The organism is Mucilaginibacter sp. GW821-FHT07G05, from assembly GCF_059418565.1.
Genome location: NZ_JBWKQC010000005.1, coordinates 343,768 through 364,613 on the forward strand (window position 1 = coordinate 343,768; position 20,846 = coordinate 364,613).

The window sequence follows — 20,846 nt, forward strand, 5'->3', positions numbered from 1 at the left end:
CCTTGGAATGAGGCCTCAAAAAATGGATATACCGCCCGAAGAGTTGGCGTTTTTACCTTGATTAAAGTATTTTAGGGGATGATGATAATTTCGGGGGCTTTAATCCAGGAGCTAAAATCGTTTGTGGTTAGAATATTAAACTGTGGATTGGTTCCGCCTAATTCCCCGCAATAGTTGCTGAAAATGACGGCAGCAATCTGATGATGCCGGATAACGTAGGAACATAAAATACAAGGTTCTATATTTGAATAGATTGTTGCGCCTCTGCAATCACCATGTTTGGTAACCGCGTCGAGAATAGCTACGACTTCGGCATGGCGGGTAACATCTTTTTGCTGATGGCTTTTTTCGTAACCCTCACCAATGATTTTGCCGTTCAACACCAGCACACTTCCTACCGCGTTTTCACCTTCTGCCTTTGCCAGTTGAGCAAGTTCCAGGCAGCGTTTTAAATAAACAGCGTGATCATTCATGACGGTGATTCTCCTGTAATCACCTGGTTCTTCCTGAAATCAGTAGTGCTTTGATTGGTGGCGTTTTTAAAGAACCTGCTAAAGTGCGCAGCTTCAGCAAAACCCAGCTCGTAGGCAATTTCCTTAGCCGACTTGTCGGTGTAATAAAACAACCGCTTTGCCTCACTGGTGATCCTGTCATGAATTATCAAGGATGGCGACCTGTAATTATACTGTGCAAATAAATTGGTCAGTGTTTTAGGCGATTTGTTTAACAGCTCCGCATAATACTGCACCTGGTGCTCTTTTTTGTAATGTTTATCGACCAGTACATTATACTGTCTGATGAGATCGAACTTATCATCCTGGTAGATCTTTTCGTTAATGTACTGCTCTTTGGCGAGCCTTGTCGTAATAATCACCAATTGTTTTAACAGCATTTGGAGCATATCACTCTGGATAGTGTCTTTGGTTTCAAATTCCTCAATGAACATCCTTTTCAGGTGATCCAGTTTATTGCGGTGCGTCTCATCCAACCTAAGGAAGATATTTCCGCTGAACCCAAAGAATAATAAACCGATACAACTGATCTCGTAGTATGCATCCACCAAACAATAAAAGTCCCGGTTATATTGCCAGGCGGTGATATGTTCCGGCTTTTCAAATTTGAAGGTTTGCAAGGATACGAGAGGCACAATGCACCCGGATGGAAAGTCATAACTCAACTCGTTGATGGTGACTTTCTGACTTTCGCCCGTATTGAGTGCTATGGTCAGCAATTGTTCTTTCGCGGTTTTGTCTTTAAACACCTGCCCCAAAGTCAATTCCTTGTGAATAAAAATAAGCTTACCATTAGTTTTCGGGACAGTGTGTTCTAAGTACATATATATATAAGTATCTTGTTACCAAGATAGCATTATTAAATGGGTTCTCTCAAGCTGATTGGGTTGTCCAAATAATTGCCTTTTCCCTGAATCATCGATCACATAATGTCTAAAACAACCTGAAACTACAAAAGTGAAATACTTGGCAATATCCGCTTGCTGTAAGATAAAACCACGTCGCTTGACAATGTGTTCTGTAAACCGCGATACGACCTCCTTGCGTTCCGCCATGTTAAGCGGAAAGTATCATTCAAAAAACTTTAATAGGGAAGTCTCCGGCAAGTTTTGATTATCCACGATTTTTTATTTTACTGTTAAATTAAGGTATTCGATTTCAGCTTCAAATGATTTTGAGCCTGTTTCTGAAATTCATCCGGTGTTTGACCTGTTTGCTTCTTAAAAAAACGGCTAAAATAAGGACGGTCAGAAAAGCCAAGCTCAAAGGCTATTTCTTTGATCGTGTGCTCGCTGTGTATGATCAGTCTTTTGGCCTCCAGTATGATACGGTCATGAATGATCTGTGTACCGGTTTTATTCAATTTTTCTTTAAGGATCTGGTTTAACCGCTTGGAGCTAATGTCCAGTTTGCCTGCATAAAAGTCGATATTTCTAACCTGCAAATAATTCCCTTCCAGCAACATCAGAAACTCATAAACCCTTTTCTGGTGGATATCATGCGTAGTGAACTCCTCTTCTTTAACCTTTATCAGTTTCAACAAAAACACTTTCAGCAAAGTTTTCAGTATCATCAGGTCCCCCGATGATTTTTGGTATTCGCCGATCAATAAATTATAAATGCCACCCAGGTCATCTGCCGCAGCTTTATCCAATCTGAGGCAGGAAAACTCACCCTGCACATTAAAGATCTTGAAAATGTCCAGTAAAAACTCCTTATCTTCTTCCTCCAGTATCTCTCTTTTAAAAGATATTAATTCCCCGTTTTTACCCGCTTTATTCAGCTGATGTACACGGTAAGGCGGGATCAGGTAGATCCAGTCACCTTTAACCTCAAAATCATTGGTTTTTAAAGCATGCAACGGGTCTTCATTTTTCAACCATACAATCTCAAAGAAGTCTTTTCTTCCCGGATCATTCAAATAGCTTGGTGGGCAATTATGTAAATTCCTGATGTAGATCATCGCACTCTCCAGGCGGCTTTCCTTCATATCATTCGTCATTATGTAAAGGTAAGTACTACAAAATAAAGCTGGTGGACAATCAGATAATTAAGGTGGACTATTCGGAAATGATGTCTATAGGACTCAAAATTAATGACTTTAACTTGATCTAATTTCCAGATAATCCACCCAATCTGGCTGTTTGTGTAACGATTTCCGTTAGCACAGATGATACTTTTGCCGAAGAATTAAATGATTGAAATGGAATCAACAAACCAATCTAATAAAGACACCGGTGCTGCTGTAAAAGCACATTTGTTAAAGATCATACAGGAGAATACGCTGCTGGCAGAGGCGATCGACTACCATAATTTCGGAGACCTGATCAGGAATATCAATGAGGCGTCGGCCATCTTCCTGATCGCTTCGGGCCGTTCCGGCTTTGCCATGCGTTCGGTTGCGATGCGCCTGATGCACCTGGGGTTGCGCGTTTTCTTTGTCGGCGAAACAACCACCCCGGCTATTCAAAAAGGGGATCTGTTATGGGCGGCCTCAGGATCAGGAACAACGGGAACGATCGTTAAAGCCGCCGAAAAAGCAAAACAGGTTGGTGCGCGTGTCATGGCAATGACCACTAAAGCATCCTCTACACTGGCCGGGTTAGCAGATGTACACATCCTGATACCAGCGGCAGAAAAAGAAGATCATAACGGTACTAAATCAATACAATATGCCGGGAGTCTTTTTGAACAGGCTGTGCTCTTACTGGGCGATGCGGTATTTACGGAGTTATGGAAATTGGACGGAACACCTGCGGAAGAGCTTTGGAAGCGTCACGCGAACATGGAATAATTAATAATCAATCATATCATTTTTAAACTAATAAATAATACAATGGCAAAATTACAAGTAGCAATAGACTTATTAACAACTGAGGAAGCACTAGCGCTTGCCGCAAAAGTTGCACCGTATGTAGACATTATTGAACTGGGTACCCCACTGATCAAAAACATGGGTTCTACCGTGATCACCGCAATGAAGCAGGCACATCCTGATAAATTAGTTTTCGCTGATCTAAAAACGGCTGATGCAGGTGAACTGGAAGCTGACATTGCATTTAAAGCGGGCGCTGACCTGGTAACCGTTATGGGTGCTGCCGGAAATGCCACCATCATTGGTGCCGTTAAAGCGGCCAAAGCGCATGGTAAAGGTGTGGTAGTTGACACTATCGGTTACCCCGACCGTGTTAAACGTGCCCGGGAGGTAACTGAATTAGGTGTTGAGTTTGTTGAACTGCACGCTGGATTAGACGAGCAGTGGACAGCAGGTTATTCTATTCAGGTGCTCATCGACGAAGCAGCGAGAGCTGGTGTACCCGTTTCGATCGCAGGTGGTGTGAACCTGAAAAACATCGCGGCAGTTATTAAAGCCGGCGCTCAGGTAGCGGTTGCAGGTGCAGCTATTTACGGAGCTGAAGATCCTGCAGCAGCAGCCAAAGCTTTACGCGAAGCTATCAATGAAGCATAACTGTCGATAGGATCTGCTATTAAAAAATGTTTCACTTAAAACGTATATTCTGAATTTGCAGGATATACGTTAATTTGGTCGTCCAAAATCTATTTTTGCATCCAGAAACCAAACAGTTTCTTATTAACATTTAGTTATGATATTTCAGCGGCAAATTAGTGACTAAAGATCGGGTTTCAGCAATATTAGCAAAGACCGACAATAATTATTTCTGACTCGAATTAAGTAAATCTGCCAATTTTCCTGCAACAGCTTCTGCGTATTCAACATTTGTCGGCTCTCTAAAGAAATTATCCCCTAAATGATTATTTAAAAGTCTTTGACCGTTATAATCATGATCGCACATAAGGATTGCATGAGATTTCTGAAAGACTTATGATAATTCAGGTCAATATTTATGAAGCTATAAAAGCTCTTTTTGCAGCGCTTCGACAACGGCGTCCACCATAGATGCACTTGATGCCGTATCCTGTCCGCTGATCATGTTGCCGTAGTGGACTATAAAAGATCCCGGGTTATTTTTACCGCATTCATTGATCGCCCCGTATGCTCTTAGCGCTGAAGCCAGCAGGCATGGTGCATTTTCAGCATCTCCGCATTCCATTTCTTCCTCGTCACTGAAGGTGGTTAACCTGCGGCCCTTGAATTTCCAATTGCACGATTCATCAACGGCGCTCAGCAAACCGTCCCGATGATCCTGTTTTTATTATCCACATTGATCAGGAGCTTAGCCTAGTAAAAATGTTAAATTTGCATAAGCAACATCTGAAGTTTACGTTCAGTAGCTTGCAAATAATCCAGGAACGGATAAGATAAATACCCTGTCAGCTCTTCCCAATTTTCCAGTGCTAACCTTTTGTTGCTAACCGGTAGTTTATCCATGAACGGTATATATTAGTCGATCACCATTCGTTTCAATCTTAGTCATCTCTGCTTCTAATTAAACACCGTGATTGAAATTGGGGGTACGGGCATTTCCAACTTACAACTATCAATAAGGTGAAATAGCATTTCTACGGCTTTTGTTCCCTGCCTGCAATAAAACCGTTCATCAGATTGACGTATGTAATTATTAGCCCATGTACATTCCGGGTAGTTTTCAAAACTGATTAATCTTATTTGTGGGTATGTATTCAAATTATATTTTTTTCTGAATGCCCTTGCATCCCGCACAATTTTATCATCAAACGCAATTATAGCTGTTGGCTTATTACACTCCAGCGATAAAAGTTGAAGCATAGCTTGATGATTTTGAGCCGTGAATAAATCTGAAGAAACAATAAGCTCTGTACTGATATTTATATTGTGTTTGTTAATGCCTTTTTTGTATGCCTCCAAACGCTCTTTACTTGATAGCAGTCCGGCCGGTCCGTTAATAAACGCAATGTTGCGGTGTCCTTCTTCTACCAAACAATCAATAGCCTGCAACATTTCGGCTTCTAAGCTCCCTGTTGAATAACATAATTCTTCAATAGCGGGTAAACGATCGAAAAACACCACAGGAATGTTATAATTTTTCAGTTGTTTAAACTCATCATAATTCAATGCCGCTCCACTTTTAGATGCGATGATACCATCCAACCGATGATTTCTCATGGTCTCCAATATCCGCTTTTCCTTTTCAGGATCGCCAAATGACTGACCGACAAAAATGTTATAATTCTTTTCACTGGCATATTTTTCTATTCCACTTAACGCAGTAGAATAAAAAGGATCAGACAGGTCAGGAAGGATCACACCAATAGTAAAAGTTTTGCGTTGTTTAAAAAAAACAGCCGTTTGATCACATACATAGTTTAATTCGCTCGCAACTTTGTTTACCCGCATAGTAGTAACAAGGCCAATACTTGGGTGCCCCTTTAGTGCTCTCGATACGGTAGAAGTACTTATTTTTAAGCGCTTAGCTATTTCTTTCATTGTAGGTATCTTTTCCACGATAAATAAGATTAAATTAATTCATTTAATTATTTAAAATCCACTGATGGCTACTAACAAAGCTTAATTACTGCTGCGCGCCTATACTTATTTTCTTTCCAGCAAAACGCCTTTTACCATCAATGTCTGTTGTGCCATTAATATTGCCGGAATCGAAATGCCCGGAATTTTTTGCCGGAGAGGTATTTTTAATATGAAAATTGTAGCGCTTTATATCAATAAAAAGAGGATCGCGTCCGTTAATTGATTTTAAATCGCTGTTACTCACTGATTGCCAGGTAACGAAATCGGTAACCGGAGTATCATTGACGCTGTTCCATATCCATTGTGGTGTGCCCGGGGTATAATATAAATTATTGTCGATAATGTTGTTGCTTCCGGTTGAGGTGTACTTATGAATAAATACATCTACAGGGCGGGCGTAAATGATATTATTTTTAATAACGTTATTGTCGCAATTCTCCGTAAGCCTTATCTCGCCTTCTATTTCACCAAAGGCGCCTGCTACACGGTTATTTTGGTATAGGGTATTGTTAACCACGTAACAATTTCTGGTTCCGCCTTTGGTATAATCCAGGTAATCGCCCAGGTAAATTCCTGTTCGGTAGCAATTGTAAACGAAATTATTTCGTACAATGCAGGTTTGCGTAGGGTATATATTACTTTCGCTTACCAAGCCTATACCCCGGTCGCTATCGTACACAATATTTCTTTCAATGATAGTGCCGGCACCTCCGCAAACATAAATAGAGATGGCTCCATACCTGTCGGGTCCCCATATTTCCGGAGTTTTGGTCATGGAGTTATTGTGAAATATATTGTCACTGATCACTCCGTTACGGGCATAGTTGGTAACAACATCTCCCTTCGGGTTCAGACCATCGCCGCCCGCAACAATTACCCCTATGTTTTCTGTATCGTAAACTTTGTTATGGTTAAAAACAAAACCATCAATATTACCGGCCAAGGTTACATTTTCGCTTGTGCCGGTGTGCGTATCATGAACGGTGCAGCCTGTAATAACAAGGTCGGTAATGGCTTCTGTACCATTGCCTACGGCGAGTATGGCATGCGCGCTTCGCCATTTATCTAAAGGCAAATTGTTTTTTATATTATAGATGTTGCAGTTTTTAATGGTGATATGGTGCGAATTGCCGTTGATGGAAATTCCTTCAGGATCGCTAACCTCAGTACTTATTAAATTACATATATCAAAACCAACAATGGTAATGTACTTTACATTACTGATAGTAACAAGCGCCATCCAGCCTGATACCACCGTTTTACTTCCATCTATCACCGGTTTTTCGCCGGGATATGCTCTTAAAGTTATCCTTTTATCTTTTAAGCCCGACCTTGGGAATGCTACCTTTTCATAGTACGTGCCGCCTCTTACAATTACTTCGTCTCCGGGGCCTGCATTGCTTAAGGCCGAACTGATCGTTTTAAAAGGCGAATTTATCTTGCCCGAATTACGATCGTCTCCTTTAGCTGATACATAATAATGATGGGCTTTAGCAACCAGCTGAATTGCTTTATTATTTGTTTTTTTGGCCGAGGCCATTGAGTAATTACAGAGAACAAAAAACAGAAGAAGAATGATATACGGTTTCATTAAAAAATTGAATTAAAAACAGCGGTACTTGCCCGTAGCAGAACGTATGCCTGCTACGGAGTACCTATCACGAACTTAACTATATAGACTTATTTAATTTGGCTGTTAGGCCACAAAACGGGATGCCGCGCTAATGCTGATAACCATTATTCTGAAACTATCTTTCTTACACGGTTATTCATTTTATCTAAAACATAAACGGTTCCATTTTTGTCAACGGCAACACCTGTGGGGGCGCTAAAAAGTGCCGAGCCGCCTATAGCATCTGCATATCCTGCTGTGCCGCTTCCCGCGAAAGTGCTTACCTTAAATGTATTGGCTTCAATATACCTGATACTTTGGTCGGGGTTACCGCTTCCACCGTCACCGGTACCGTTACCCGCAACGTAAATGTTGTTGTTATTATCAATAGCAAGCCCCCACGGATAGGCAAACTTAGCCTCTGTTGGCGCTCCATTGGCATACCCTACTACGCCCTGCTGCCCGGCAATAATGCTCTCAGTCCAACTTCCAGAAGCAAATTTTTTGATCACCTGGTCGCCATGGCCTGATACATATAAATTGCCCTCCTTGTCAAATTCCATTCCGGCCGGGTAGTTAAGGCCTGTTATCACCTGATTTGTAGTCCATTGTGCCGATACCTGATAAATGGTGCCCGGGCTGGTACAGCCGGAATAATAAACATAACCACTTTGTTTATCGACAGCCACACTCCATGGAGACTGGCTTCCCCAAGCCCATGTTGTAGCAGTACCATCAGGACTAATTTTCCGTATATCCCAGTTTGTGGGGTCAACTGAATAAATATTGCCCTGGCTATCTATACCCAAATCATAGGGTAATGCAAATTTCGCATCGGTCCCTTTGCCATCTGCATAACCGGAAACCTGGGGGTTACCGGCCAAGGTAGTTACAACACCGGCAGTATCAATTTTCCGGATACAATGATTACCAGGATCGGCAACATAAACATTCAGGTTATCGTCAACAACAATACCGCCGCTTCTGTACCAGGATTGACCTCCAAAATCAAACATGGCATCAGTTCCCTGCCCGTTAGCAAAACCGGCTTTGCCCGATCCGGCCAGCGTAGTAACCGTTCTGGTATACTGATAGGTGAATACCCCCGTACTTGCCTCTGATTTGCCAATGGTTACATTAATTGGCCCGGAGCCTGCTTTTTTCGGTATAACCACCATTATTTGGGTAGTATTGGCGCCAATAATTTTAAGTTTCGCACCATTAAGGGTAACTGAAATTTCTGAAGTATCAGATGAAAAATTAGCTCCCGTAATTAGCACTTCCGTACCGCCGCTACCCGTTTCCGGTATAAAAGCGGTGATGCCAATGGGTGCGGAAGAATCATGTGCCGGGACTTTTTCCTTTTTGCAACCGGTAAAAGCAACCGCAAATAGAAGGCTGGCAATCAGGTATCGCTGTACCATTCTTGCCAATATGTTTTTAAATATCTTCATTGTAATAATACTTATTTGTTAATAGAGATAATGAGGCATTTTTTACGCCTGATAAATGCACATTACCAACCAGGGTTTTGAACCAACGCGTTATCCCGGTCTAATTGATATTGAGATATGGGAAACAGGTACATCTTATCACTCCAAACCCTTGTTTGAAACAGGGTTTTATTGTAAAAACCGGCGAACCCAAATCCCTGGCCCTGGTCATCGGTGTTTACATTCAAGCCATAGATTGTTTGGTTATCCTTGGCTCCTAACAACAGTCGCCTTACCAAAGTAAAGTACCTGTCGCCCTCAAAACACAGCTCCACCTGCCGTTCCTGTAATATATATTTACGCATGGCTTCTTTGTTTCCAACAGCTTGCGGATATAGTGTTGCTATTCCGGGTAAACCGGCCCTGGCCCTAACCTGGTTGAGGTAGGTAACAATGTCCGGATTAGATGGGTCATATTCATTTAAAGCCTCTACATAATCCAGCAATATTTCGGCATAACGCATTAGTATAAATGGCCTGTAGTTAGCCGCATCCTGCCTGATATTATCTGCCGGGCTCACATTTTTCAGCACATTGTATCCTGTAAGGTTATTGCTTGCTCCACTTGCCTTAGCACCTGATTTGCCGCTGTAATAAAACTCCACACGCCCTGTTCCGTCAATATTAGCATCTGACGAAAAATAGTTTTTGTCATCAACCGTAGGCGCTGGTAATACAGGCCGCCCGTTATACTGTATGTAGGCATAAAACCGGGGCTCGCGGTTTGCGTAAGCATTCCACTGTCCTTTATGATGTTCCCAATAGTTACTGCCATCAGTTTGCGCGAAACCGGTGCTTTGGTAAGTAGCAAGCGGGTCATCAATAGTTCTGCCGCTGTTCATGTAAAATGCATCTACTACATTTTGCGTGGCATTATACATATTGTAACCACCCGGGCCTGGCGACACGCATTTGGTGTATCCCCAATAACTCCAGCTGTTTCTTGAAAATATAATTTCATTGTTCCAGTTTGTTAAGAAAAGATCCCTTACCGAGAGGTATGGGTCAAACTGGCTACCTCCGTTATCCAAATTGGTGAATAATTTATACGCGTTAAGATCAATTACAGCTTTTGCTGCATCTGCCGCTATTTTCCATTTGCTGGCATCATAATTACCCGGCGCGAGCGCTGTACCATCTTGATTTTTAAAAGAGGTAAATGATGGATTGCCATTCCATAAGGGGCTTGCTGCCAATAACGCGAGTTGCGCTTTTACAGCAAGGCATGTCCCTTTTGTAGGGCGGCCATAATTACTGGTTGACGGCCATTGTATTGGCAAATTCGCCGCGGCCTCATCCATTAGCTCGTTTACTAACTCTTTACAATCATCAAAAGTAGCGCGGGGATATTTGTTGAAATCCTCATTTAAACTTAACGCGCCGGTTAATTTTACTACCGGCCCATACTGTTTCATCAATTGCCAGTAAAACCAACCCCGTAAAAAACGTGCTTCAGCTTTGTATTGCACTTTTAATATAGTACTCAACTGGCTGGCAGGTACTTTGTCAATATTTTCCTCAAAAATGAAGGATGACCGGATGCCTTTATAATAATTGTCCCAATAGTCAAAATATGCGTTTACCGGGCTCCAGTTACCTACAACCATTTGCCTTACATTGGTACCCGGAATAGATACTGATGATTCATCACTGGCGCCCATGCCGCTATAATTTCCTCCGTCGGTTTGCAGCACATAACCATATATGTTGTACAGGTACGATTCTGCATTGGCCCTGGTACTCCAAATCAACTCAGATGTTAACAGGTTATCGGGCTTTTGATTTAAAGGCTTACAAGAAGATAAAACTGCAATCAGGAGCCATATCCCAACTGCTATAATTAATTTATTACTTTTCATTCAGAATGCTTTTAAAATTGATTGATCAATTAAACCTATAAAGAAAGCCTTAAGCCTAAAGCTACGAGTCTGACAGGCGGGTAACCGGCTCCGTTTGATCCAAGCTCAGGATCCCAAAGTTTAAATTTGGAGAAGGTTAAAAGATTTTGGCCTGTGAGATAAAGGTATAGCGAGTTGATACCCGCGTTGGCAAAAAATGCCGGTTTATAGGTATAACCCAGTGTTGCTTGTTTTAACCGCACAAAGCTGCCATTTTTTGACCACCACGTACTCGGCTGATAATTATTGCTGTTCTGGTTGGAGATACCTAAACGCGGGTAATCTACATTTTGGCTTGGATTATCAACCGTCCACCTGTTTTCGAGGTTGGCAAGCATGCCTGATTGGTAGGTTCCCATGCCGGTAAAGGGTACTACACCGGCTCCCCCCGCGCCCGCGCCGGTAATGGATGAGCCATTTGCCATTATAACAACGTTGGATGCACCCTGGAAGAAAAGTGAAAGATCGAAGTTGCTATATCCAACCGTAAAACCTGTGCCGTATAAAATGGTAGGAATATCAGATTTTCCGGTATATACCTGATCATAACTGTTAATTACACCATCTGAGTTAACATCTTTATATTTAATATCGCCCGGCTTTAAAACAGCGCCAAACTGCCCCGGACTATTGTCAACATCTTCCTGAGATGTAAATAAGCCCTCGGCTATGTACATTAAATTATCGCCAAACTTGCGCCCGGTTGCCTGTTGGTAGGCATATAAGCGCTTAGGTTCGTCGCGCTGTACAATCTTGTTATTATTATAAGTGAAATTACCATAGAGGCGCAAAGCTACTTTTCCAAAATTGTCGTTATACTCTACGTTGGCATCAACACCGTGGTTGTCCATCTCTCCTAAATTGGCAAACACAACTCCGCTTACTCCTAATATTCCTGATAGTGAACTACGGCGTACTAAAATATCCTTCCGCCTTTCTTTGTAAACGTCAACTATAATATTCAACTTATTGAACAGGCCTATCTCCAGCCCCAGGTTAGCTTTGGTAGCTTTTTCCCAGGTAAGATTTTCTACACCAATAACAGTCTCGGTGGTGCCCGGAAACACCGTTCCGTTAAGGCCGAAACTCACCGAACCACCGCCACCGTACTGGTTGATATATGGAAAGCGGGTTATGTTATCGCTATAGCCTATCTGATCGTTACCTACAAGCCCGTGCGAGCCTCTTATTTTAAGCAGGTTAATTGTTTTAGAAAGGTTTTTAAAGAACGGCTCCTTCGAGATTACCCAGCCGGCAGATATTGCAGGAAATAAGCCGAATTTTTTACCCGGCTCAAAGTTTTCAGAACCGGTGTAACCAATATTAAAATCAAACAGATACTTATCGGCATACGAGTAAGTTGACCTGGCGGCTAAGCTTTGGTTGTTGTACGAAATAGAACCGATCACGTCACCGGCCGAACTCTGCACCCTCGACCGTGTATTGAGTAAGAACAGACCGCCAAAACGATGCTTACCAAAAGATCTGTCGTAATTAATAGTTGTTTCCAGGTACATGGTTTTCTCGGCCGATGCAGATTGAGAATAACCTAAAAACTGAGTACCAAACCTCGACTGGCCAAATACCAAGTTGCCATTTGGATCCCTTGACGTTGCTAAATAAAGGTCGTTTGTGCCGAACCTGCGGTTATCATTTTCACTGTACGAGTCGAATGAAAACCTTGCCATAGCGCTTAAACCGCTGGTAATAACATCCAATTTTTGATTGAGTGAAAAAACCGACTGTATAGTTGGCCTGAACTCCTTATTGTACCCGGTGTTTTGAATATCATTTACCGGGTTTGATCCTCCGTTATTATATGGGCCGGCCCATTTGCCATCAGGGTATTGTATCGGGAAGGCATTAGGTGGTGTTAAATAGGCATTATACCAGATGCTACCTGCTGAAAGCCCGGGATAACGGCTGCTCACCAGCATGGCATCAAGGTTCATGGTTAATAAGGTGGTTTTGGTTACATCAATGTCCAGGTTGGTTCTAAAATCGTATCGTTTAAAGTTAAGGTTGGGATTATAACCGTTTTGCTTGGTTACTTTATAACTACCATCCTGCTCGTAATAAGATGCAGAAACGTAGTACCTTACCGTTGACGCGCCTCCGCTAACGTTTAAATTGGTGTTGTAACCCGGGGCCCAGTCTTTATAAACAGCTTTTAGCCAATTAACGTTCGGGTAAAGATATGGATCGAGGCCGCTTGCGGTTTTTTGTATAACCTCTTCTGAATAAGCATTAGCGGTGCCGTCATTACTCGTCGCTTCGTTATGCAGCCTCATCCATGATACCGCGTCAAGCATTTTGGGTGTCTTGGTTAGGCCCGATATAGAAGTTTCAGCTTTAAACGAAATTTTAGGTTTACCTACCGTACCTTTTTTGGTGGTTATTATTAAAACGCCGTTTGCTCCTCTGGCTCCATAAACCGCAGTTGCCGACGCGTCTTTTAACAATGAAATACTTTGAATATCCTCGGGGTCTATATTATTATAAGCGCCCCCGTAAGTACTGTTCACATCATCCCGCTGTACCCCGTCGATTATGATCAGGGGGCTCGCATTACCGGTAAAGGTACCAATACCCCTTATTGTAAATGAGGCATTGTCGTACCCCGGCTCGCCGCTGCGCTGCATAGATATTACCCCGGCAACCTTGCCGGCTAAGGCATTTGACAACGAACGGCTGGGTGTCATCACATCAGCCACATTAACCGTTGTAACAGCGCCTGTTATTGTCAGTTTTTTCTGTTTGCCATAACCTACCACTACAACCTCATTCATCCCGATGATGTCATCTTCCAACTGGATAGTTAACGAGCGCGTATTTTCGTTGACTATAACTTCCTTAGTGACAAAGCCGCTGAATGAAATTACCAGAACGCTGTTTACCTCCGCGTCTATAGTGAATTTGCCATCTTTGTCAGTTGCAACTCCCCGGGTTGTACCCTTTATCCTTACACTGGCGCCCGGCAACGAGATCCCTTTTGAATCAGTGACAACTCCTGACAGCTTTATAATGACAGGCGCTGTTGCGGCTGCTTTTATAGGAATCGGTTTCGACTTAATGATTATTGTTTTATCGTCAATAGTATAAATTAATGGTTGCCCTAAAAAAGCCAACTTTAATACTTCCTCTATTTCGGTATCAACAACACTTATGCTAACAGGATTGGCGTCTTTAATAAGCTTCGAATTATAAAAAAAATCATAACCACTTTGCTTACCTATCTCTTTCAGGATTTTTTTTAACGGAACATCTTTTTCCGATAAAGTGATTTTTTGGGCATAACTCTTTGCACTTACCTGTATTATTGTTGCCATTAAAAAGATGACCGATAATTTCATGATCAACAATGCTTTATTTTTTATACTGGGTATTGTATATAAATTTATCTCATAACATTTCATACATTTGAACTTGTTTGGGTTTAAGGTGTAATCGGACTACGAATTTGATGCATGGCGGACCCAACTTTTGGCCGGAAGTGTTCCACCACTCCCGGCTTATTTATTTAGGTTGCCGTATGTTTGGTAATTATTTATACATAACGATAACCCTCCTTCCTTCTATTTTAATTTTTACACTCTCTGTTTGGTCTATCACTTTTAATGCCTGCTCCAAACCTTTGGAACGCGACACCTTGCCATCAAACTTTAAATTATCCACGTTGCCCCTGTATTCCACCTCAACATCATACCACCGGGCATACTTGTTCATGATACTTTTCAAATCCTCGTCACTAAAAGTGAAATAGCCATTTTTCCAGGCAATTACATCTTCGGCGTTAACCTGTGTTATCGATATATCACTGCTTGCGTAATTAATGTCGGATTGCTCACTCGGTTTAAGAAGCTTAGATTGATTGGATTTGCTTGAAAGTACCTTTACAGATCCCTCTAATAAAGTTGTTCGGGCAGAGGGCTCATCGGGGTATGCACTGATATTAAAATGCGTGCCTAAAACCTCCACAACCTGGTTGTTGCTAACCACTTTAAAAGGCATATGTTTATTTTTTGCCACTTCAAAGTAGGCTTCTCCGGTTAAATTAACACTGCGAACCTCACCATTAAAAGTGGTTGGATAAGTGAGTGACGATTCTGCATTCAGCCATACCTTCGAGCCATCGGGTAAAACAACCTGGTATTGCCCGCCTTTTGGTGTTTGAATGGTGTTATAGGCTGATTGACCTGTGACAGCAGAACCTGAAGATGCTTGCGCGGCCGAATATATCAATTCGCCGTTAGCGGTTTTAGATACCACTACACCCTTTTGTTTGGCTAATTCGCCCGCTTCGGCGTCATCCAAAGTAATTTTTGAACCATCGGCCAAAGTTAAAAGCGCTTTGAAGCCTCCCGGTGTTATCTTCTTTTTATTTGCAGCGTAGTTATAATTTTCAGTAAAAGATGTTGTATTGTAGCGAACAAGCAGAGCAGATAATACTATTAATAACAAAGCGATTGAAGCGGCTACATACCAACGCCTGATAGAAATAACTCTTTTTGGTGCCGTTTCGCGTTCTTTAATTTCTGTTAATATTTTACGATAAAGGTCGCTTCTTACTGAGTCTTCTGCGCCCATTGAAAGCTCATCCCATTCCAGTCCGTCGGCCTGAAGCTTATCATAAAAATCCAACAAACGCTTTTCCTCCTGCGGAGTGGCTGTATTTGAAAGATATTTATTGACTAAATTTTGTAGTGTATCCTTTTCCATTGGCTGATAATCAGATGTAAGTAACCCGGAACAGGCACTACCCCCAAAGGGAAATTGAAATATTTTGAAAAAAACTTAAAATTTGAGGAGATACCCTAACAAAAACGAGCAATGGAGCGAAAAAATGGGCTTTTAGAGACAGAAATTTACAAAAACCGTTTACATAGAACAATAATAGCTATTGATACAAAGTCGCCCAGTACAATGCGCAAGCGGTTTAAGGCTATTGTTAATTGATTTTCGACAGTTTTGGGCGCAATGCCCATTTTTTCGGCAATTTCTTTGGTAGACAAATGCTCTTTTCGGCTTAGAATAAAGATCTGACGGCATTTTTCGGGCAATTCGGCTATTCCTTTTTCCAATAACCGGTTGATATCTTTTTCAAACAGGACGTCTTCGCTATCGCAATTATTAAAAAGCTTTTCTATTTCCTTAACACGACTATCCCTTAATTTGCCGGAACGTATGGTGTTAAATACCTGGTACCTGACAGCGGTATACAAATACGCGTTTAACGAAATTACCTTGAGACTGTCCCGTTTCACCCATAGGTTTACCAACACTTCTTGTGTAATATCTTCAGCAATTTGCCGGTTACGGATAATATTGTAGGCTTGCAGGTATAGTTTAGACCAATATCTTTTGTAAAGATATTCAAACGCGGCGAGGTCATTTTCCTGAATTAAAGCGACAAGCTTTTCGTCTGAAAATAGATGCACCTCTTCGCTACTCATTTTGTGATGTGGAAATGTTAATCGGCAACGGCAATTTTGCTAACAATATAACAACCTGCCGGCAATTCTACAAATCATGTAAATCCGTGATACTGCATATATTCAATTTAGAATACGCTTAAGTACAATGCTGACAATATGAGCTACGAACTAAAAGCTATTCAATTTACGCTGTGATATGCCTATAAGTTCGGCAGCGGGAGTGATTTTTAGTTTTTCAAGGTTAAACCCGTTTAATATATTTTCCAATTGACGTAGTTTATCATATTGGTTATTTTTAGTAAAAACGTCTTTTAAAACAGCAATTTTTTCAAAATCCTGAATCCCTTCTATCAATCGTTCAAAACGGATGGATGAACGAAACCCCGGATAAATAATGAACGCATCGCCGGATGACCATTGCCCGAAACGCGTATCCTGTAATGAATTCTTCGCCCAGTTATTGTAAGCCCATCTCAAATATCCATCATAGCCTTTATAAGCCGCATGCCATCCCAGCCACACCGCTTCTGCCGGATTTGAAAAACTAAACGTATTAGGGTACCCTTCAGTACAACAGGTATAGTAGGTGGTATTTAATCCGGTGTTTCTACGCGAAGTTACCGTTGCTTCATCTACTACCTGATTGGAAGCCACGCTATAATCAAATATGCTTTTTTCTATTTCAGGATGAAAATTGCCGGCTAATGAAACTTTAAAACCTTCATCAGCATGTTTAATGATCGCTATAGCTTTTTGCATATCTTCCAGTGGCCTTTCGTCCATTGCAATAGCCGTTATGTTAAACCAGCCCTTCTTTTTAAGATGGCGGGCAAAATCAACAAGCATTGGCTTCCAGTGGGCTTCATATGCCAACGAACCCGGCTTGGCTATGATCGCGGTATCTTTACCCGAAGCTTCGTCATGGTAACAGAATTTGTTATTCCACGGAATCATGCTGTAGCAGTTAATTATCTTATTAATACCTAACGACATCATAAAAGATACCCATTGATCAAAAACGGTGTAGTCATAGGTCCATGTTCCATTTTTCTGCTTAGTCCATTTAACCATTGAATGGTACACATCATAGGTTTGGCTGTTCCATGGGTCGTAGATTAGCGTAGTGGTAATTGCTTTTTGCCCTGCATGAGCCAGCATACTCATATATGGCCTTATGGCATTATAATGTTGTTTGGACCAGGGCTTAACGTTATGTACCCGGGCTATAGCGTATGGACTTTGCCACAGATCTAAATGAAACTTCCACTTTTGGGGGGCAGGCAATGAATGGTTAAGTACCTGAATGCTGTAATGTAAAGTTAAAAGCCGCTTGCTTTTTCCTTCCCAAACACTTACGGTACCCTTATAATTACCTTCCAGAGTATTTGGTGGCACTGTTATGCTTAACCAAACAGGGCGCGTTGAATTTTTATTTAACGGGAGTGATCTTATATTATCTATAACATCTGCAACTAAAGATGAGTCATGCCCGGGCTGAATACCGCATCCGCCGCCATTTTCATTCAAGCCATCTGCCATAACATACCTTATAAAGCTTCCGGTTACATTTTTTGCAGCAATACTATTCCCTTTACAATCAGTAAGCTTGCTGCAGCTAAGGCTCAAGTTTTTAATATTGCGGTTGGCCCAAACAACAATCTGCGTATGCACCTTTTCACCCTTCCATGCTTTAGCCCGCCAATAGTGTTGCAGGGTGGAAACTGAGGGTGGATTGTTTTTTTCGTAACGGGTGTCAACCGAGGCAAAACTTACCCCAACACCGCCGTTAAAGGCACTCCATTCATGCTCGTTAACCGGCTTTGGATCGGCAAATTCTACATATGCCTTGTCATTTTTAGACTGACCTATTACGATTGTACTGTAAAACAAAAACAGCAGCGTGCATTTTATATTCATTTGTGGTTCATTGAGTATAAAAATTAAAAAAGTGCAACGTGTTCAATATGATAAATGAGCTGAGTTATCCCAATAGATAAAACCTGAAAACAAACACCGGCAATATATCACCATACGTCGAGCATTTGCTTAAACATTTTTAGATTTAACCATTAGCTGAGGTCAGTTTTATATAGACAAAGCCTCGGTAACTATTTCCTGTAATGGCCTGGTTTTACTTTCAGGAGTTAGCTTTTGATTTTCATCTACCCACTTACGTTCCCAGTAAAAAAAATCAGGAGCGGGTAAATCTTTACCTTCAAGTTTTCCCCGCAAATGGTCAAAATAGAGCTCCCACCTGGGCAGGTAAAAGCCATTGATGAGGCCGGCCCATTCCTTATAAGCATACTCGTGCAAATTATCTTCACTATGCACGTTTTCGCCCCAATAAGTCAATTGCATTAATAGATTTTTTAAATTATTTGATTTCTCCTCACTGGTATTACCACTGCCTACAGCTTGTTTTATGTAAGTATTGAGTTGAAAATAGCTGTCCGTGTTCAAAAGCTCGTCTGTTAGCTTAATCATATAAAGAAACTTTTTGCATGATTTATCAAACCCGACCTTATCATTATTGTTAAATGCGGTCACTAAGTCGTTATAAACAATTGTTCCTTTATTTGATAATACCTGCCTTACCATGTTAATCAGGTCAATTTTGTAGGTAGCTGAATTGATTAGCGCCGGTGCAGCCTTGACAAATTCTTTCACGCCTGTTTCAAAACGGGCTGTATCGTAGTTTCGGGTGAGCGTACCCCAGCTGGAAACCGACTTTATTTTAAGGGCGGGCCTTGCACAAAAAACAGATTCGCTGGCACCTTCCTGGTAACCGGGAAGGCTTTGATAAATTGTTTGTAAAAATATCTGCCAGGCTTCGTTCGCATGGCTATTATTTACACCGTAACGATATTGCGAATATTCATTGATCCAGCTTTTACTGTCCAAATGTTCGCTGCGCCAGCCCAGTTCGAGCATCAGATCATAATCCACCGGATTGTTGTTGATACCTTCGGGCATTATACCTACGCCTTTAAAATATTTTCTGTAACTACCGTTTCTAATCCTGTAAATCTCGTCGGCAAAGCGCTGCAATTTACCATAAACTCCCGGGCGTTCACCAAAGTTGTTAACGGTACACCATATAAATGAGGTGCTATCGTACGCGTTACGTTTTTCCCAGTTATTAGTAAACTCACCAAAAAGTTCTTGCACTAATACGTTTGATTTATCCAGCCCATCAAGCATCAGTTGTTTAGGATTGTCCTGCCAGCCTTGCAACACCCAGGTTGACCCCGGAAAGTGGCTCTTCATTGAACCCTGAATAGCCGCACCTGCCTTTTTTAAATCTACCCCTTCAATAATGCCCCCTTCATGAAAAGGGTCACCTGCAAAAAAATGAATATTTTTTCCGTATGCCTTTTTCATTTCGCTGTAATATATGGCCGCAATACGTTCAAATTCCGGATCATTGGGGTCTAATATATCAGGTCTTTTAAAAGCGCCCCAGGTAAGTTGATCAATGATATGGGCTTTGCGTTTTGTTTTCAAAGAACTTGGTACCATACCGTAAAATCCTTGCAACACAGGCTCTATACCCAATTCGGCCATTCTCTTCATCATTTTTTGTTGAATCACTTTCCGGCTTACTATTTGGGTTTGCGGCATAGGCCCTCCCCAACCTTCAATATTCCCCATTAGCCACCATGCGGTATAAGCAGGGCCAACAATAAAATTATTAATTTCACTGTCGGTATATCCCATTCGCCTTAGCGTGTTTTGCCAAACGGCTTCCATTCCTTCAACCGCCAGCATCATGTTCACACCATTTAACGCCATCCAATCAAGCTCGCGTTCCCAATCGTGCCAGCTGTAAAAGCTCATAGTATAGTTGTAGGTACAGTAATTTAAGGCATACCGGTACTTCGCTTCAGCGTTTATGGCTACCTTCTCTTTCACTACAGGGATTGGAAATACCGGCGAAAGATTATCACCCATATGTGACATGGAGCGATGGCAGTAATATTTCAGATACCAATTCACACCCACAGCTGCCGCATTGGGCCCAGAGGCCCTAATCACCAGTTTATTATTTAAAGTTTGAAGCTCAAATGTTTCGAGTCCACCATTTTTCAAGGGTTCAAAAACTATATATTTACTCAACCATGGGGCGCGTCTTTTTACCAATGCTTCTACTGCGCTAAACTGTTGGGCCAGGAGCTGGGCGGGTAATAATATAATAAGCAGGCAAAGTAGTTTTCGCATAAAATGTGTTAGTTTCAAAGTTTATATGCCCGAAACTACCCCGAATTAAAGAAGAAAGCAACTGGTTTGCGAGAGGTTGATAACTCCTGAAATTACGCAACCGATTGTTCCCTTATAGACAATCGGTTGCGTGAAATTTCAGGATTTTTTTTATTTTTTAATTTGCTACCATTGTGATCTGAGCAGGTTTTTCAATAAAAACAGCCCATTTTTTGGCGATTTCTCCATAATGGCGTACTACCGTATCATA

General features: G+C 41.6%; 16 protein-coding genes. 2 read left to right on the plus strand and 14 right to left on the minus strand.

Annotation, left to right across the window (positions count from 1 at the left end; genetic code table 11):
- Positions 1-71 precede the first annotated feature (71 nt).
- The 3 genes from AC07NA_RS15110 to AC07NA_RS15120 form a co-directional block, all read right to left on the minus strand.
- Positions 72-473 carry a nucleoside deaminase gene (locus AC07NA_RS15110; RefSeq protein WP_494898412.1) on the minus strand — a complete coding sequence of 134 codons (402 nt, stop codon included), beginning with the start codon at positions 471-473 and terminating at the stop codon, positions 72-74.
- A complete protein-coding gene (locus AC07NA_RS15115; protein WP_494898414.1) occupies positions 470-1,336 on the minus strand; it encodes an AraC family transcriptional regulator in 867 nt (288 codons plus the stop codon). The genes AC07NA_RS15110 and AC07NA_RS15115 overlap by 4 nt, the downstream gene beginning before the upstream one ends.
- Positions 1,337-1,650: 314 nt before the next feature.
- Positions 1,651-2,514 carry an AraC family transcriptional regulator gene (locus tag AC07NA_RS15120; protein ID WP_494898416.1) on the minus strand — a complete coding sequence of 288 codons (864 nt, stop codon included), beginning with the start codon at positions 2,512-2,514 and terminating at the stop codon, positions 1,651-1,653.
- Positions 2,515-2,715: 201 nt separating this feature from the next.
- Here AC07NA_RS15120 and hxlB point away from each other — a divergent pair, with 201 nt between their 5' ends.
- Both hxlB and hxlA read left to right on the plus strand, forming a co-directional pair.
- On the plus strand, positions 2,716-3,306 hold the full coding sequence (hxlB, locus tag AC07NA_RS15125; RefSeq protein WP_494898418.1) for a 6-phospho-3-hexuloisomerase: 591 nt from the start codon (positions 2,716-2,718) through the stop codon (positions 3,304-3,306).
- Between the two features lie 42 nt (positions 3,307-3,348).
- Complete coding sequence (hxlA, locus tag AC07NA_RS15130; RefSeq protein ID WP_494898419.1) at positions 3,349-3,981, plus strand: 3-hexulose-6-phosphate synthase; 633 nt, start codon at positions 3,349-3,351, stop codon at positions 3,979-3,981.
- 403 nt (positions 3,982-4,384) lie between these two features.
- On the opposite strand, the gene AC07NA_RS15135 is transcribed toward hxlA, so the two are convergent.
- The 11 genes from AC07NA_RS15135 to AC07NA_RS15185 all read right to left on the minus strand — a co-directional run bounded on the left by AC07NA_RS15135 (position 4,385) and on the right by AC07NA_RS15185 (position 20,596).
- Entirely contained in the window at positions 4,385-4,663 is a 279-nt protein-coding gene (locus AC07NA_RS15135; RefSeq protein ID WP_494898420.1) for a type 1 glutamine amidotransferase family protein, read from the minus strand.
- A 62-nt stretch (positions 4,664-4,725) separates the two neighbouring features.
- A complete protein-coding gene (locus AC07NA_RS15140; RefSeq protein WP_494898421.1) occupies positions 4,726-4,863 on the minus strand; it encodes a hypothetical protein in 138 nt (45 codons plus the stop codon).
- 54 nt (positions 4,864-4,917) lie between these two features.
- Positions 4,918-5,916, minus strand: a complete 999-nt coding sequence (locus tag AC07NA_RS15145) for a LacI family DNA-binding transcriptional regulator (protein ID WP_494898422.1) — start codon at positions 5,914-5,916, stop codon at positions 4,918-4,920.
- 67 nt (positions 5,917-5,983) lie between these two features.
- Positions 5,984-7,480: a right-handed parallel beta-helix repeat-containing protein gene (locus AC07NA_RS15150; protein WP_494898423.1), complete on the minus strand. Its 1,497-nt coding sequence runs from the start codon at positions 7,478-7,480 to the stop codon at positions 5,984-5,986.
- 197 nt (positions 7,481-7,677) lie between these two features.
- A complete protein-coding gene (locus AC07NA_RS15155; RefSeq protein WP_494898424.1) occupies positions 7,678-9,006 on the minus strand; it encodes an IPT/TIG domain-containing protein in 1,329 nt (442 codons plus the stop codon).
- A 62-nt stretch (positions 9,007-9,068) separates the two neighbouring features.
- Positions 9,069-10,904: a RagB/SusD family nutrient uptake outer membrane protein gene (locus AC07NA_RS15160; RefSeq protein ID WP_494898425.1), complete on the minus strand. Its 1,836-nt coding sequence runs from the start codon at positions 10,902-10,904 to the stop codon at positions 9,069-9,071.
- A 35-nt stretch (positions 10,905-10,939) separates the two neighbouring features.
- Positions 10,940-14,272: a TonB-dependent receptor gene (locus AC07NA_RS15165; RefSeq protein ID WP_494898426.1), complete on the minus strand. Its 3,333-nt coding sequence runs from the start codon at positions 14,270-14,272 to the stop codon at positions 10,940-10,942.
- Between the two features lie 214 nt (positions 14,273-14,486).
- On the minus strand, positions 14,487-15,662 hold the full coding sequence (locus AC07NA_RS15170) for a FecR family protein (protein ID WP_494898427.1): 1,176 nt from the start codon (positions 15,660-15,662) through the stop codon (positions 14,487-14,489).
- Between the two features lie 146 nt (positions 15,663-15,808).
- The gene (locus tag AC07NA_RS15175; RefSeq protein WP_494898428.1) at positions 15,809-16,396 is read right to left on the minus strand and encodes an RNA polymerase sigma-70 factor; all 588 of its coding nucleotides are present in this window, start codon (positions 16,394-16,396) and stop codon (positions 15,809-15,811) included.
- Positions 16,397-16,546: 150 nt separating this feature from the next.
- On the minus strand, positions 16,547-18,295 hold the full coding sequence (locus AC07NA_RS15180) for a DUF4091 domain-containing protein (protein ID WP_494898429.1): 1,749 nt from the start codon (positions 18,293-18,295) through the stop codon (positions 16,547-16,549).
- A 168-nt stretch (positions 18,296-18,463) separates the two neighbouring features.
- Positions 18,464-20,596: an alpha-N-acetylglucosaminidase gene (locus AC07NA_RS15185; RefSeq protein ID WP_494898431.1), complete on the minus strand. Its 2,133-nt coding sequence runs from the start codon at positions 20,594-20,596 to the stop codon at positions 18,464-18,466.
- Between the last annotated feature and the right edge of the window lie 250 nt (positions 20,597-20,846).